Origin of the sequence: Cellvibrio sp. OA-2007 (assembly GCF_000953825.1) — a bacterium.
In the GTDB taxonomy this organism is placed as follows: domain Bacteria; phylum Pseudomonadota; class Gammaproteobacteria; order Pseudomonadales; family Cellvibrionaceae; genus Cellvibrio.
Window position 1 is genome coordinate 41,157 of the sequence record NZ_BBUL01000088.1, and the last position, 15,520, is coordinate 56,676.

Genomic DNA, 15,520 nt, shown 5'->3' on the forward strand with positions numbered 1-15,520 from the left:
ACGGCGCACCGGAAACTTATCCGATGCGCCGTTTTAAACCATTGAAATTTATGGCATGGCCAACTCCTGAGTTACCGGTGCTGGCCCAAAAGAGAGGCAATCAACCCGTATTACGCATACCTGCTGCAATACCTGCCATAGTAACTTTGAGCGCGCGCTCGAGGTCGGGGCTAATGGTTTCACTGCTGCGATAGCGCTTGAGCAATTCCGCCTGCAGGTAGTTGAGCGGGTCAACGTAGGGCTTACGTACTTCCAGCGACTGGCGCAGCATAGGCTCATCGGCAAGCAGCACATCTTGCTTTTTCAATTGGTTGATCAAGCCCTCAAGCGCTTGCAGATCCCCGCGCAACTCCTGACCCAAACCGCGATACTCCACCGGCACCAACTGCTGTTCGTAATAGGTGCAGATAGGGCCATCGGCTTTACCGATTACCATCTCCAACAGATCGAGGAAACTGGAGAAAAACGGCCAGTTGCTTACCATATCTTGCAACAATTCAGGGTCATTTTTTAATGCATATTCAAACGCTTGGCGAGTACCCAACCAGGCGGGCAAATTCAGGCGCACTTGCGTCCAGGCAAAGACCCAGGGAATTGCGCGCAAACTCTCTACCCCACCGGTCGATTTGCGCTTGGCCGGACGACTGCCCAGCGCCAACAAACTCAATTCCTGCTCTGGCGTAAGATTGCGGAAATAAGGTACGAAGTCTTTATGGCCGCGAACTACTGCGCGATAGGCTTCCAAACTGGCAGTGCCCATGCGTTCGATCAGATCGCGCCATTCTGCTTTGGGCGCTGCGTTAGGCGCCATAGTCGCGCGCAAAGTGGCCACTACATAAGAAGACAAACTGCTAAAGGCAACCCGTGGCAGACCAAACTTGTAGCGAATCATCTCGCCCTGCTCAGTCACCCGGATACGGCCCTTGACCGAACCCGGCGGCTGGGATGCCATGGCTTTCTCTACCGGGCCGCCGCCGCGCCCAACAGTGCCGCCACGGCCGTGGAACAGCACCAGCGATACATCGAACTTATCGGCCAATGCCACCAGTTTTTCCTGTGCCTTGTATTGCGCCCAGGTTGCGGCCAGTTTGCCTGCGTCTTTAGCCGAGTCGGAATAACCAATCATGACGGTTTGTTGATTTGCGGAATACTGCTGATACCACTCCAGATTCCACAAACGCTCCATCACAATCGGCGCGCGATCAAGGTCATCCAGCGTTTCAAACAGCGGCACAATCGGCATGTTCCAGGTCATGCCACACTCTTTCAACAAGAGCGCTACAGCCAGTACATCGGATGGCTGCTGTGCCATGGAGATCACATAGTGCGAGAGAATTTCACGGGGTTCTTGTGCCACCACACGGCAAGTCGCCAATACTTCTGCTGTCTCGTCACTCATCGGCCAGCTAATCGGCAACAGCGGGCGCTTGCTATTGAGTGATTCCAGCAAGAACGCCTGACGCTCTTCTTCTGCCCATTCGCGATAATTGCCCAAGCCCAAGTATTGCACCAACTCATCAATCGCTTGCACATGGCGGTCGCCATCCTGACGGATATCGAGCGGCACCAAATTAATACCAAAGCAGTGAATACGGCGAATCGTATCGACCAATGGACCATTGGCGATATGGGGCAGACCCACTTCATGCAGCGAGCGGAAGCAGAGCATCAACGGCGACAATAAATCTTCACGGCTGGTGATCAGATCGGCCGGTACTTCTACCGAGCGCCCCTGCAAGCGCGCTTCGGCCCACTCCAGGGTGGATTGAATACGGCGACGCAAATCAAACATCACATCGCGATAAGGGGTAGTACTCTCAGGGTACAAAGCGCGCAGTTCGTCGCTCGCCTCGATCATACTCAGGTCACCACCCAAGCTGTATACATCGCGCGAGTAGAGCTCGGCTGCCATCCAGCGGCCCAACAGCAATACTTCGCGGGTAATTTTGTGGGTTACATTGGGGTTGCCGTCGCGGTCACCGCCCATCCACGAATAAAACTTAACCGGGCGGATATCCACCGGCAGGGACTCGCCCAAATGGCGTGTGCACATGCGATCCAAGTGGCGGATAAAATCTGGCACCGCCTGCCAGAGGCTGTTTTCGATCACGGCAAAGCCCCATTTGGCTTCATCTACAGCTGTCGGGCGAGTGGTACGGATTTCATCGGTAGCCCAGATCTCTTCGACCAAACGGTGTAGACGACCACGCAATTTGTCCTGCTCAAATGCCAGCAGGCTGCCATTTTGACGGTCGGCCAAGGTATCAACAATTTGATCGTACTTGCGGATCAGGGTGCGGCGAGTTACTTCGGTGGGGTGCGCGGTGAGAACGAGTTCAATACGCAGCTTATTAATAATTTGTGCGAGTGCATCTTTTTTGCCGTGAAGACCGGCAAACTCTTGAATCATAGTTTGCAGGCTGTCATCGCGCTCGGCTTCGGCGCTGGAAAAATACTCTTGGTCGGCGATGTTCGCCAGATTCAGAAATTGATTAAACGCCCGCACGATCGGCAGAATATCCTGATCATCCAAGCTGCTTAACATAGCAACCAGAGGCGCAGAATCACCATTTTCAGCTTTAGTAATGGCTTTCCCTAATTGGCGAATACCTTCTACCTTGGTAAACAGTTCAACACCTTCATGGGCATGAATTGTCTCCCCTAATAGTTCCCCAAGTAGGCGGACATTTTCGCGCAGGGTTTCAGGTAGCTTTAACATGGAGTTTCTCCAACAAATCGAGGATTAAAAACGCATTAACGAATCATCAAAACGGCAGGCATTCTACGCCATCCCTCCGAATGAGGGTAAATACTGACGACAGGAATAGCCGGATTATTGATAAAAATTCGCTAAGTGAATGATTCAGCGCTTCCCGGCGGGCGCGCAGATTACAAAGGTGCACAGCCTGTTGCAAGCGCACCAAAGCTGACCACTGAATTAAAACTAAGAATAAACGGTAAATTAACACGGCTGACCAGCTTCGCATGCCCCGCTCACACCCTCAAGCATTATCACAAACCTGCCATTGATCATTCAGCTAGATGTAACACGCTGAGCAAAGACTGTGCCTATCACCGAGCGCATCGCGATTCTTGCGCTTATCCACAATAGCTGTGGATAACTCTGTGAGTGAACGCTTGGTAATAGTTCTCAACCCCTGTTAGCGCTGATTCGCGCAACAGTGTTCAATTCGTGGGCGCTCCGTAAAAAACCTTCCTTGTTGTTGAATAATAGTCATTAAACGCCATCCCTCGGCTTAATTGGCACCTCAGTTCCCCTTCGTACTTGTGCGCTTCATTTTGTCGTAAAGTCGAACGTAAAAACGCCACTTTGGCGAAAAGTCAAGCTAGCGTTTTGTTGCGAGGGCCGTAGACTCGATTTCCGGATAAAAATTGTACACATGAGCTGTGTGATTTTTTATTCGCTCAAAAACAGGCTTTTGTTTTTGAATAATTCCAACAATCCGACAGTCTTGATAAAAGATGGAGAGTGAAAGTGAAAATAATCAACAATCAACCGGCTATTTCCCGTTTCAAATCATTTAGTGCCTTTAGTTTGTCTGCTGCAGCGCACCGGTCGCCATGTTGTGTACAGTGTCTGGCAGCGCGCCGCTTCTGATGCTCTGGAAGGCTTTTACCAATGTATCGATGTGGTTTATAGCGGCGCGCCTAATAGCTCATCTTCTGTTGCAGTAACGCCAAGCAGCTCTTCGGTTCCGTCTACTTCCGCATCTTCGTCTAGCGTCTCTGATAACACCTGTGCAGGCCTGCCAACCTGGAACAGCAACACTGTGTACAACAAACCAGAGCAAGTGCAGCACAACAGCCAATGTTGGCTAAACAGTGATTGAAGAAACGGTAGCTTGGCTGCCGTTTTTTTATGGTTGATAAATAAAAAACCCACACAACAATTGCTGTGTGGGGAGAAAAAATTAAGAGTTACGGTCGTCACTCTTAATCAGCGAAAAATTTAATCAGTAGATTTTTTAATTCAGTAAACATTTACTCAGTGCACCAATCCAGCCACTCACAAATACCGCGCCCCATTACCCATTCCAAATCACTGCCTTTCAACCAGTCTATGGTTTCGATAAATTGGTCGGCTGCACTGCGATAAGTCGCATTCAACCGCGAAAAATCACTGCCCCAAAACATTCGCCGTGGGCCGAAAGCCTCGAACACACGTTTTAAATGATCCTGCGTGTCGCGATACGGATAGGCTGTTTGCGACCAGCTGGGAACCGCGCTGGTTTTCACCGCAAAATTTTTATATTTTGCCAAAGCGCACCAGCACTCTACTTGTTGCGCAACATGGTCTGCATCTGAACGCTGGATATTTAAATGATCTAGCGATAATTTTAATGCCGGATGTTTTGCCAATAACTTCTGAATAATCCCCGAGGCATTTTCCAAACCAGGCAACATAAGTGTGACCGGTACGTGATGACGTTCGGCCATAGGCCAAAGCCAATCGAAAGCACCAGCGCGCAATAATTGTTGATAGCGCTGGCTGTGAAAAATGCAGCGCACGCCCAACATCCCCTGCTGTTGCCGCCATAGAATAAACTGCTCATCATTCATTGGCTGCTCTAAAAAAATGCGTCCCATTATGGCGAAGCGATCAGGGTGTGACTGCACTGCATCCAAGGCTAAATCGTTGTAATGCCCCTCCCAAGACGGCGGGATTAAAATCGCGCGATTTACTCCTGCACCGTCCATTGCCGCAACCAGCATTTGTTTGGTCATGCCACAATCACTGACACCGGGATACGCCGTGTGCGGTTTTGCCGCCGTTGGGTTAGGCCATGGGCGCGCCGCACAGTGGGGCGCCCAGATGTGAACATGAGAATCAACAATCAATTCAATCTATCTCTGCGGTGCGCGGTCACAGCGATTAAAAACTTAATAGGCTTCATCATTCTCGATCAACACCGGCTCCGCCTGCTGGTCGCGTTTAAATAAATAGGTATTGCAAATATCGACTTCATTGGCCGAGCCGAGTACAACCGACACCCGCTGATGAAGCGACTCAGGGGTAATTTCCAAAATACGCTGGATTTTATTCATCGCTTCACTGCAAGCTTTGCCGCCTGCGTTTTCAATTAACAACGCCATAGGATTCGCTTCATAAAGCAAACGCAATTTGGCAGGCTGACGCGGGTTGCGGTTGTCATTGGGGTACATAAAAATACCGCCACGGGTTAATACCCGGTGCACATCGCCCACCATGGCTGCATTCCAGCGCATATTAAAACGCTTGCCGCGCACCCCTGTTTCACCGAGCAGTAAATCCGCCACATAGCGTTTGAAGTTGTCGCTCCAAAAGCGTTGATTTGCCATATTGATGGAAAACTCTTGCGTGTTTTGCGGAACCTGCAGCTGCGCATTAGTTAACACCCATTCATTGCTGTGTGGGTCAAGGGTAAAACAGCGCGTTGGACCGCCGCTGGTCAACACCAATAAAGTGGATGCACCGTAAAGAACATAACCTGCACACAACTGATTTTTGCCCAGTTGAAAAAATTGTGCGGGGCTATCTGCGGCAACATTTTCCAATGCCGGGTAGATAGTAAAGATGGTGCCGATCTGACCATTGATATCAATATTCGATGAACCGTCCAGCGGATCAAACGCAACAATGTATTTACCCGATTGATGCAGCGCGACCACATGCTCCTCTTCTTCAGAGGCCAAGGCGCGTACACAACTATTTTCGCTCAATGCGGATTTCAATAAATCATTGGCGATGACATCCAATTTCTTTTGCGTCTCGCCTTGCACATTTTCCACTTGCGCCGAACCCAGTACCCCGGCCAATGCACCTTGACGAACTGCGAATGCTATTTCTTTGGTGACGTCAATCAGTGTGGTAACAACACTCTTCAGTTCGGCGCTAGCCTTATCGTGATTGAGACAATTTTCCAGGTCTTGCATTGGCATATACCTTCTGAAATTGCGATTAATTGAGCTAGCAACAATCGCTGGATTCTGTTTATTGGCCGCTGACCGCTTAGCCAGTTCATTACTAATAGAATGCATTGCGTATTGCGCTGAATTAATCATAAAAATAATGCTTCATTGGGTTAACAAGGGGTTGATATAGACCCGTTCAAACAGCGGATCTGATTTAGCTATAGCGACCAACGCAATTTAAATCGCGAAACGATTGCTGCAAACGCAACACCATGCTTTCTTCCAGGCTGCGCAACCAAACTCGTGGATCATAATATTTTTTATTCGGTGCATCGGCACCTTTGGGGTTGCCAATCTGCCCCTGCAAATAATCTTGATTGGTTTTGTAATAATCCATCACTCCCTGCCAGGCCGCCCATTGGGTATCTGTATCTATATTCATTTTGATTACCCCATAAGTAATTGACTCGGCGATTTCAGCCGGGTCAGAACCTGAACCGCCATGAAAAACAAAATCCAAACTATTGTGCGGAATATTAAATTTTTCACTCACATAGGTTTGTGAATTTTTCAAAATTTCCGGAGTGAGTTTTACATTGCCGGGTTTATAAACACCGTGCACATTGCCAAATGACGCAGCAATAGTGAAACGCGAGCTGATTGCACTTAAACGCTCGTAGGCATAGGCCACATCTTCAGGCTGGGTATAAAGCGCCGAGCTATCCATACCAGAATTATCTACACCGTCTTCTTCACCACCGGTGCACCCTAATTCGATTTCCAAGGTCATGCCCATCTTGCTCATGCGCACCAAATAGCGCGAGCAGATATCAATATTTTCTTCCAGCGACTCTTCCGATAAATCCAGCATATGCGAGCTGAATAGAGGCTTGCCGGTTTCAGCAAAAAATTTTTCACCCGCATCAAGCAAACCATCAATCCAGGGTAATAATTTTTTCGCCGCGTGATCCGTATGCAAAATTACTGGCACGCCATAGGCTTCAGCAACGGTATGCACATATTTAGCCGCAGCCACTGCGCCCAATACCGAACTTTCCAAACCAGGCAAGGACAAACCCTTACCTAAAAAAAATGCCGAGCCGCCTTGGGATAACTGCACAATAACGGGCGAGCTAATTTTTTTAGCCGCTTCCAAGGTCGCATTGATCGAGTTAGTGCCCACAACATTGACAGCGGGATATGCAAACCCCTGCTGCTTGGCAATACGAAATAACATTTGCACTTGATCACCGGTTGCGACACCGGCAGGTACTACATTCACAAGATTACTCATCATGATCACCTGTCCCGATTAATTAACTGAAGCTGCAGATTGTGGCGCACTACCCGGCTGATTACCTTTGGCAATGGCCTGCTCGGATACCTGCTGACAAATCGCTAAAAAATGGCCTGGGTCCAGGCTTGCACCGCCCACTAACAAACCGTCGATATCGGTTTGCGCCAACAGCTCTTTGGCATTAGTTTTAGTAACGCTGCCGCCGTATAACAAACGAATACGCTCAGCCGTCGCTTCACCCAATAACACCGCTAATTCACGGCGAATAAATTGATGCACTTCCTGCGCCATTTCCGGCGTCGCAGCAAGCCCGGTACCAATTGCCCAAACTGGCTCATAGGCGATACATAAATCTTTGCCGTCCAGATTAATATTTTCCAAACCTTCACTGAGTTGACGGAATATAACGTCTTTAGTGATATTGGCATCGCGCTCTTCCAGGTTTTCACCAATACACAACACCGGCAACAGGCCATGATTAAGTGCGGTTTGCACTTTAATCTGGCAGCTCTGATTATTTTCGCGAAACATAGCGCGGCGCTCTGAATGGCCAATCAAACAAAGTTTACAACCCGCCTGTTTTAGCATTTGCGCCGAGGTCTCACCTGTGTAAGCGCCCGATTCAAACTTGCTGACATTCTGGCTGCCGATACTGATCTCTGAATGCTGCAAAAAGGTGAGCATATCGCGCATATAAATATAGGGCGGGCAAATCGCAATTTGCGTTTCAAAATGCTTGCCGATAAAGGAAGCCACCGAGGTACAAATTAAATCTATACCGCCATTGAGCTTCCAATTGGCGATAACCATAGGCTTACGCTTGTGCTGTTGAGCATTCATCTTTTTCTTCCTGACAATACCGAATACTGATTCGGAACAAGGTTATTCAGTACAAAGTGATCGGCAATAGTTACCCGCAGCTGTGCAATGCACGACTGAAGCTAACATCCAACGTAAAATTGACTTACGAACAGAACTTTTTGGATAAAACCCTACATATAAAATCGATGAGTGATCTATTGCTACGCAACACATCACTCATTGATTGTTAAGCAGTGAGGCCAACCCAAAAATCGGTAAATACTTTTTCCGGAATAATGGCACCAGGGTGTTGGATCACCAAACCTGCCGTGCGTGCCGCCCACTCAATAGCGGTCGCTACAGACCTGCCCGACATACGCGCGCCCAAAAACACACCGTTAAATGAATCGCCGGCAGAGGTGGTATCAACAACTTTGCTGGCAGGCGTGACCGGATAAATGTCTAGGGCATCGCCAGCGATATAACAAATTTCAGCTGGACCATTTTTCAATACCACTTCAGCGATATGAAATTGGCTTAATAAAGCGCGAATTTGGTTCACCTCGGCCAAACCATAGAGCTGCACAAAATCATCGACACCGGGTAACAACAAATCGCAAAAGCCAAATGCTTTTTCAAAGTTTTGTTTGGCGGTATTCGCATCTGGCCACAACCGCGCGCGGTAATTAGGATCAAAGGCAATTTTTACACCAGCGCGTTTTAAATCGGCCAGTAGCGCCCAAAATAATGGGCGATCCTGCGGCTCCAAAACAGCCAGTGAAATGCCTGAAAAGAAAAACCAATCTGCGTGCAGCAAGCGCTCGCGGACCACTTCATCCATCAGCGACATAAGTTGTCGTGCGGCAGAATTTTCACGCCAGTAAGTAAAGGTGCGCTCGCCTTCCGCATCGGTATTAATCCAATAGAGCCCTGGAATACGGGTCGGCGAACGCACTACTGATGCACAATCCAATTGCTCTTTTGCACAGTGTGCGAGCATGGCCTCGCTTAATTTATCATTACCTACTGCGGTTAACAGGCAAGTATCTATGTGGGCAAAGGCACGCTTTAAATACACCGCAGTATTATAAAAATCGCCTGCAAATGACTGACGCAAGTGACCGGGTTCGATCTCTTGCAACTCTGCCATGCACTCGCCCATGAGAAATATCTGACTCATAAATAACTCTTTACTCAACCGTTAATCCGCACACCATTGACTATTTGCTGTCGGGTTTTGCCACTGGCTCAATACGCCCAGCAAGAAACACCGAAGCCAATACTAATGGCACTAGCGCCGCGCCCAGTACAAAGAAGGGGCCGTAATTTCCACCGGCAGTCAGCATAGGTACCAACTGGATGCTGATAATCACACTCAGTACAGCCGAGGTACCACTCATGCCCGCCAAAGAACCCACGCTTTTGCCCGAGAAGAAATCACTCGGCATAGTTTGAATATTGCTAATGGCCGCTTGAAACCCGAACAAAATAACGGCAATTAATAACACTGCCAGCAACGGTGTATTGGCCATAGAGGTCAAAATCAACGCGGGCAACATAATCACGCATCCCAAACTAATCACTGATTTACGCGCTTTATTAACTGACCAATTGCGTTTGATCAAATGGCCAACTAACCAACCACCAAACAGCGCACCAATAGCAGCGCCCACATAGGGCACCCAGGCAAAGATACCGATTTGTTTTACATCAAAACCAAATTTTTCATTCAGGTATAACGGCAACCAGGCCACAAATAACCACCAGATTGGATCGATAAAAAAGCGTGCTGAGATAACACTCCAGCTTTGACGATGCTTTAATAATTCCAACCAACCCGGTACATATTCTTGTTCGGTGGTATCAGTAACTTTCTGACCAGACAAAATATATTCACGCTCCTCAGGAGTAATCCAAGGATGCGAGTCTGGTGAGGATTTATAAATAATTAACCAAGGAATTATCCACAGAAAACCAAGGCCACCAATAATCAAAAAGGTCGCTTTCCAACCGAGAAAAGCATACATAAATGCAATGAGCGGTGGTGCAATAATCGACCCCATAGAGGCGCCAGCACCAAAAATCCCCTGCGCCAAAGCGCGCTCGCGCACCGGAAACCACTCAGCATTCGCTTTGGTTGCACCAGGCCAGTTACCCGCTTCACCCAAACCGAGGAAAAAGCGAAAAATACTGAAGCTCATTACCGAACTGGCAACAGCATGCAATGCAATCGAAACCGACCAGACTACAATCGACAATAAAAAGCCAATGCGAGTACCCAAGGCATCAAAAATCTTGCCGAACAGCGATTGGCCAATTGCATAGGAAATCATAAACACCGTAATAATATTGGCGTAATCCTGCTTTCCCATGCCCAGTTCTTCGGCTATACCCGGCCACATTACGGAGAGCGCAGTGCGGTCAATATAGTTAATAACCGTAGCAATCCCCACTAAGGTAATAACCAGCCAGCGTAAGTTTTTTACGGTTTTTTGACTCATACTTTTGCCTCTAATAAATCTTCGCGATAAGGACTAAACGTATCAATCAAAATACCTTCTTCAATACACACCGCGCCATGCTCAACATAGGGTGCAACAAAAAAGCTATCGCCCTCTTTCATGCGCTTGATAACACCGCCGAGATTCACATCAAAAACACCTTTGGCGATATAGGCAACTTGCGAGTGAACATGGCTGTGCACATAACCTTCAGTGCCCGCCGCAAACCAGACCTTCACCACCATTAAATCTTTGTTGTAGCCAAGCACTTGGCGAACCATGCCGCCGCCCAAATCTACCTTGGGAGTTTCTTCGCTAAATATGAAATCTTTACTTGTTGTCATAAAATTATCCCCTTCGTGGAAAGACTGTTAATTGTTGGTATTTTTAGTTTTCGGTAAGGTCTACCAGACGGAAACGTCCGCGAAACGAATACGACTTACCCTTAACTGTAACTTTATTTATTTTTTGCTCATCAAATTTACGAGCATTGTTTAGCAACAGTAACAATTTCAAACCATTGTTAAATTCAACACTCAATTGATCTATATCGCCCTGTTGTTGATGAGCTATAGAGCTGACCTTACTATTGGCAGCAGTGGTAAATTCACTGACCGGGTTATATTCGCCATGCGGTTCAAATACACTGGCAAACACAGTGTTTTTTGCACTGGGAATACGCAGCACAAAAGCATTTTCAGTACGCAAATTGAAATTCGGATCATTCGCTCCAATTTGCGTAAACAGTACTTTCATATCTGCTTGAGCAAGTGTGCTGAGTGTATAAAAGCGACCATTATCATTTAACCAGGTGATTTGACTCAGCGGCTTTTCGGCGGTGGCTGTGGCTTTCAACCACAAATGTTCATAACCAAATTTTTTCCCCAGCGGCGCCAGCGTTTGAGTAGCCGTGTTTAAGCTGAAATTGGTTTCTACCAAGTGCCCTTTATATTGCAGGGGCAAATCTAACTGATGCGCCTTATTAGACTTCACCGTCAATACATCCAACACTACCGGCTGGGCTAATTTTTTATGGCTGACTTGTGCCATAGTGCGCACAAATTCAACATCCGGGTAAGCATTGTCTACCCGTGCAGCGGTAATTTTTAACGCACCTTCATTGGCAAAATAGAGCAGTTCTGGGTGGTTGCGATCACCCACATCAGTGTCACCGTTAAAATGACTGGTTTCATCCACCACCAAGGTGTTATGGGCGATGGTTTGATTGGCGTAAGTTTTATTTTCGGGCAAATAACGCCCACCAAATTTTGCTTCGACATTTAAAAAACGCGCCGCGCCATAATCGGATACAATTTCTGCACCTTTGTCGTAAAACAGCCAATTTAATTTATCGAAATGGCCATGCCCCATACCTTGAGCAGTTGCTTTAAATACCAAAGCTTGATCCTGTTCGCGCATCACCACCAAACCACCAGCATCGCCTTTGGCACCATCCTGAAAGACCATGGATGAAAATGCGTAAGGCTGCTCCAAATGCTGATCCAATGCCTGCGCAACACGCAGACCATCGCCAGTGAGAATAATTTTATCCTGCTGTTTGGCAATCGCTAACAAGCCCGCATCTTTTGTTGCGGAATAAGCGATAGCAACACCATTCACCAATTCGATCGTATTCAAGCCCTTATCTTTGATCGCATCATTAATAGGGAAAAATAAATTGTTGTAACTCAATTGAATGGTGGTGTTGACCGCTTTTAACACTATGCCATCGCGATAGGAAAATATTTTTCGCTGCGGTTCATTCACGGCAATCGCTTTGGCAAAAGTCACAAAAGGCAGCAGTGCATAGCGTTGATAGTAGGGACCTTCAGTGTAGTAACCCTGCGGCGAAAACAATTCATCTAGCTGACGAAGAAAACCGCCTTTACCGGATTTATCCGCACCATAAAGCGCTTGCTCCACCCACTCCTGTTCACCCAACACATAACCGGTCATGCCCACCGCACAGGTTGCCCAGGTCGCGTGGTTGTGAATGGTATTAAAGGTATGCGGTGAACCTTCGGATAAAAACAGTGCTACCGGGCGCAAAATTCCCGCTTCAATTTTTTTGCGTTCGGTCGCTGTGAGTGCAGGTATTACGGCATCGTAAGCTTGAATGGTATAAACCAACCAAACCGATTCATTCAGGTTCTGCCAAAACAGTTTTCCCGCCGATATAACCGAATCAGTTTTACGCTGCGGATGTAGAGGCAGAGTCGGGTACAAATCGGCGTACATCAACAATAGGTCGCGCACATAGTTTGCGTACTTTTTATCGCCCGTTAATTGATAGACAATTGCCGCATCGTACATAGTTTGCGCATTGTTTTTATGCACTTCATGGGTAAAGCCACCACCGGCATCGCGCGGCACCGGCACTTGTTTGGGTTCGTTTAGTTTTATATCAAGCTGCGTTTTTTTGGCTTGAAATTCGGATTGAAAACGCCCAGCATGCGTCACTTCTGCGCGCATTTCTTTGACATCTTGCGCAGTGATGACCAACGCTGGATGCGCTTTCGCATCATCCGCAAGTGCATATTCAGCAAGACCATAGCAAACAAAAAGTGCAATTAACCCGAGGCGAGAAAGCAGGCTTTTATGCTTTGTTATCGTTGCTTTTTTCATAAAGAAATCCACGTTTATTTAACGACCGAGGCAATAGGGATTAGCCCAACTTTACTCTTCGCGATTACCCACATATTTCACAGTGGAGTCGCCCTTGGTGTGCAACTCACTTACCTTGAGTGCGGGGACCTTGCTGAAACGATTGGCGTTAATTTCGGTATCTGGATCGCCAACCGTATGCTCAATCACAATGCCTGCCGTACCCACAAACTGATTGTTGCCAATACGCGTGTATTGCACACCGTGTAAATAAAGTGACGCCTGAAGCTTATTGCGACTACCCTGCCCCACTTTTTCAACATGGTTCTGGGTAAAAAGCAGATGCGGCCCAAAGGTGCTCTCGTCGGTACCACCGCGATACATGCTGAGCAATGCACCCTCGATATTGGTAAAACGGCTCTTATCCACAATGAGTGTTTCCGCATTGTAGTTACCGAGGTCATCAATCTCTTTATCCAACTTCAACAGATCGCCAGTAATCTTGTTAATTTCTGAATTCTGGATACGAATTTCTTCTGCCAGACTGCGACTACCCGCATTTAGAAAATGATGGGAGTGATTGATGTTTAAATTTTCCACTTTGGTATTTTCAACAAGCAAACGATAACTGACATACATTCCGCTTTTCAGTGTGCGAATCAGAATATTGCCTGCCGAATCCGGGCTTTCACTGCCATCAATAGTAAGATTGCTCAGCTTTAAGGAGCCGCCATTTTGGATTTCAAATAAGGTAGTACGCCCCGGCAAGATCACTACAGTGCCAGATTTTTTAGCGCGAATACTCAGCACCTTATTAATTTCCAAAAGCTTGGCAATTTTATAACGGCCAGGCGCTAGCACTAATTGGTCACCGGTTTCCGCTGCCGCTATAGCACTAAACAGAGAGTCTTCCACTCCTGCGTCCACAGCAATCACTTTGCCTGAGTCAAACTCTACACGATCCGCTTTTTTCTCATACCACTGCGGCCCTACTGCTGATTTTTTAATAGGTTGCAATGACGCAGCCGCACCAATATTTTTATACGCATCACCTTGCGGCATTAACAGCCCGGCTGCATTGCGCTTCATGGTTATTTTTTTACTGCCAAAGCCTTGTTTTAAACTCGCTGAGTCTGCGTTGTGCAGAACATTTTCCGCAAAGGCAATTCCACTCATGTCGTCAAAAATTTTAAATACGTCGGCAGCGGTATCATTGAACACCAAATTTTTCTGCATACGGCTATTTACCGGCGGCGCATTGCGCTCCGCATCACTACCGGCACCTAACTGAATATTATCAACATTGATAAACGTGTTATTTTCAATCTGAGCATTAACCACTTGGCCATAGCGATTGATAGGCGCATTGACTGTGCCATTCATTACTGCAAAACCACTGCCGAAACGGGTTCCAGTTAAACCTTCCAAATAGTTATTGCGCACAATTTGGTCGCGATTAATAACGCGGATACCACCGGTGTGCGCTGCGCCATTGCCGAAAAACACATTACCTTCAACTAAATTGCCATTACCGTGACGCAAGGTCAGGGTTCCGCGCGCCTCAAAAAATACATTGTTGCGGATAACGTTTTTGCCCGACTTAATTGAAATAACTTCTACTTCGCCGTCGCAGCGATCGAAGTAGTTATTTTCAATGACCGTATGAGAGTCGGTCAGTGAATAGGTACTTGTGCCAACGCGCAAGGTTTCGCCACCATTGGATCCAAGAATTGGGCGATGACCGAAATAGTTGTGGTCAATTTGATGATGATTCTGCTGGCTATCAGCGCTATCCAAACGCACTGCCATAGTGACACCCAAATTGCGCTTGCCGGCTAAATAACTATGGTCAAAGCGATTGTGCTTGCCATATAAAGCAACCCAATAATCGGAGGAGTCGCGATCGGGGTTATTAAAGTTTTCAATCACCACTTGGGTGACACGGGAATTGTTTGCCAAATGGCTGTCGTTGCGCTTAAACGCAATTACCTCTTCGGTCGGGGTGTAACCGTTTTTAAACACCAACCCTTCTACAATTAAATAATTTCCAGCCAAACGTAAGTTGGAACGCCCGGAGATGATTACCTTGCCGGGTGTTTCAGCGCGCAAGGTAATGGGTTGCTGGGCCGTACCCTCAGCAAAAAAACCAATTTCAAAATCAGACCAGACACCATTTTTTAATACTATGGCATCGCCCGGCACTACTTTTTTCAGTGCTGACTTAAACGCGCTTTGGCTTTCAACCAGAACATCTTTTGCCAATAGCTGACCACTCAGTGACAAACCAAGCACCAGAACACTAAAGATTTTTCCGAACCATTGCATTGCATTACCTCATCAACATTGTGTAGCGCTGGGGTTGAATAAAAATGGTGAAACACGCACCTTAATCGATCCGTGTTTC

Annotated in this window: 11 protein-coding genes; 1 reads left to right on the forward strand and 10 read right to left on the reverse strand. The window is 47.3% G+C overall.

Annotation, left to right across the window (positions count from 1 at the left end; translation table 11 throughout):
- Positions 1-100: 100 nt before the first annotated feature.
- The gene (gene ppc, locus AWU77_RS09495) at positions 101-2,719 is read right to left on the reverse strand and encodes a phosphoenolpyruvate carboxylase (protein WP_062062299.1); all 2,619 of its coding nucleotides are present in this window, start codon (positions 2,717-2,719) and stop codon (positions 101-103) included.
- A gap of 826 nt (positions 2,720-3,545) precedes the next feature.
- On the opposite strand from ppc, the gene AWU77_RS20910 reads away from it, so the two are divergent.
- Entirely contained in the window at positions 3,546-3,851 is a 306-nt protein-coding gene (locus tag AWU77_RS20910) for a lytic polysaccharide monooxygenase (protein WP_304413294.1), read from the forward strand.
- A 151-nt stretch (positions 3,852-4,002) separates the two neighbouring features.
- Here the strand turns inward: AWU77_RS20910 and AWU77_RS09510 are convergent, their stop codons facing one another.
- The 9 genes from AWU77_RS09510 to AWU77_RS09550 all read right to left on the reverse strand — a co-directional run bounded on the left by AWU77_RS09510 (position 4,003) and on the right by AWU77_RS09550 (position 15,441).
- Entirely contained in the window at positions 4,003-4,860 is an 858-nt protein-coding gene (locus AWU77_RS09510) for an amidohydrolase (protein ID WP_193747522.1), read from the reverse strand.
- A gap of 42 nt (positions 4,861-4,902) precedes the next feature.
- Positions 4,903-5,934, reverse strand: coding sequence for a class 1 fructose-bisphosphatase (locus AWU77_RS09515; protein ID WP_062062596.1), 1,032 nt, complete (start codon positions 5,932-5,934; stop codon positions 4,903-4,905).
- A gap of 193 nt (positions 5,935-6,127) precedes the next feature.
- Positions 6,128-7,207, reverse strand: a complete 1,080-nt coding sequence (gene fbaA / locus AWU77_RS09520; protein WP_062062311.1) for a class II fructose-bisphosphate aldolase — start codon at positions 7,205-7,207, stop codon at positions 6,128-6,130.
- A gap of 18 nt (positions 7,208-7,225) precedes the next feature.
- The gene (gene tpiA, locus AWU77_RS09525) at positions 7,226-8,050 is read right to left on the reverse strand and encodes a triose-phosphate isomerase (RefSeq protein WP_062062314.1); all 825 of its coding nucleotides are present in this window, start codon (positions 8,048-8,050) and stop codon (positions 7,226-7,228) included.
- A 208-nt stretch (positions 8,051-8,258) separates the two neighbouring features.
- Positions 8,259-9,191, reverse strand: a complete 933-nt coding sequence (locus AWU77_RS09530; RefSeq protein WP_062062317.1) for a sugar kinase — start codon at positions 9,189-9,191, stop codon at positions 8,259-8,261.
- A gap of 40 nt (positions 9,192-9,231) precedes the next feature.
- Entirely contained in the window at positions 9,232-10,512 is a 1,281-nt protein-coding gene (locus AWU77_RS09535; RefSeq protein ID WP_062062320.1) for an MFS transporter, read from the reverse strand.
- The gene (locus tag AWU77_RS09540) at positions 10,509-10,856 is read right to left on the reverse strand and encodes a cupin domain-containing protein (protein ID WP_062062323.1); all 348 of its coding nucleotides are present in this window, start codon (positions 10,854-10,856) and stop codon (positions 10,509-10,511) included. Before AWU77_RS09540 ends, AWU77_RS09535 begins: the two co-directional genes overlap by 4 nt.
- A gap of 43 nt (positions 10,857-10,899) precedes the next feature.
- Positions 10,900-13,137: an alginate lyase family protein gene (locus tag AWU77_RS09545; RefSeq protein ID WP_062062326.1), complete on the reverse strand. Its 2,238-nt coding sequence runs from the start codon at positions 13,135-13,137 to the stop codon at positions 10,900-10,902.
- A gap of 51 nt (positions 13,138-13,188) precedes the next feature.
- A complete protein-coding gene (locus tag AWU77_RS09550; protein WP_062062329.1) occupies positions 13,189-15,441 on the reverse strand; it encodes a polysaccharide lyase 6 family protein in 2,253 nt (750 codons plus the stop codon).
- Positions 15,442-15,520: the final 79 nt, after the last annotated feature.

Bases quoted from the DNA above. Each gene is read 5' to 3' on its own strand.
- ppc (WP_062062299.1), bottom strand. From the start codon at position 2,719: ATGTTAAAGCTACCTGAAACCCTGCGCGAAAATGTCCGCCTACTTGGG.
- AWU77_RS09515 (WP_062062596.1), bottom strand. From the start codon at position 5,934: ATGCAAGACCTGGAAAATTGTCTCAATCACGATAAGGCTAGCGCCGAA.
- fbaA (WP_062062311.1), bottom strand. From the start codon at position 7,207: ATGAGTAATCTTGTGAATGTAGTACCTGCCGGTGTCGCAACCGGTGAT.
- tpiA (WP_062062314.1), bottom strand. From the start codon at position 8,050: ATGAATGCTCAACAGCACAAGCGTAAGCCTATGGTTATCGCCAATTGG.
- AWU77_RS09530 (WP_062062317.1), bottom strand. From the start codon at position 9,191: ATGAGTCAGATATTTCTCATGGGCGAGTGCATGGCAGAGTTGCAAGAG.
- AWU77_RS09535 (WP_062062320.1), bottom strand. From the start codon at position 10,512: ATGAGTCAAAAAACCGTAAAAAACTTACGCTGGCTGGTTATTACCTTA.
- AWU77_RS09540 (WP_062062323.1), bottom strand. From the start codon at position 10,856: ATGACAACAAGTAAAGATTTCATATTTAGCGAAGAAACTCCCAAGGTA.
- AWU77_RS09545 (WP_062062326.1), bottom strand. From the start codon at position 13,137: ATGAAAAAAGCAACGATAACAAAGCATAAAAGCCTGCTTTCTCGCCTC.
- AWU77_RS09550 (WP_062062329.1), bottom strand. From the start codon at position 15,441: ATGCAATGGTTCGGAAAAATCTTTAGTGTTCTGGTGCTTGGTTTGTCA.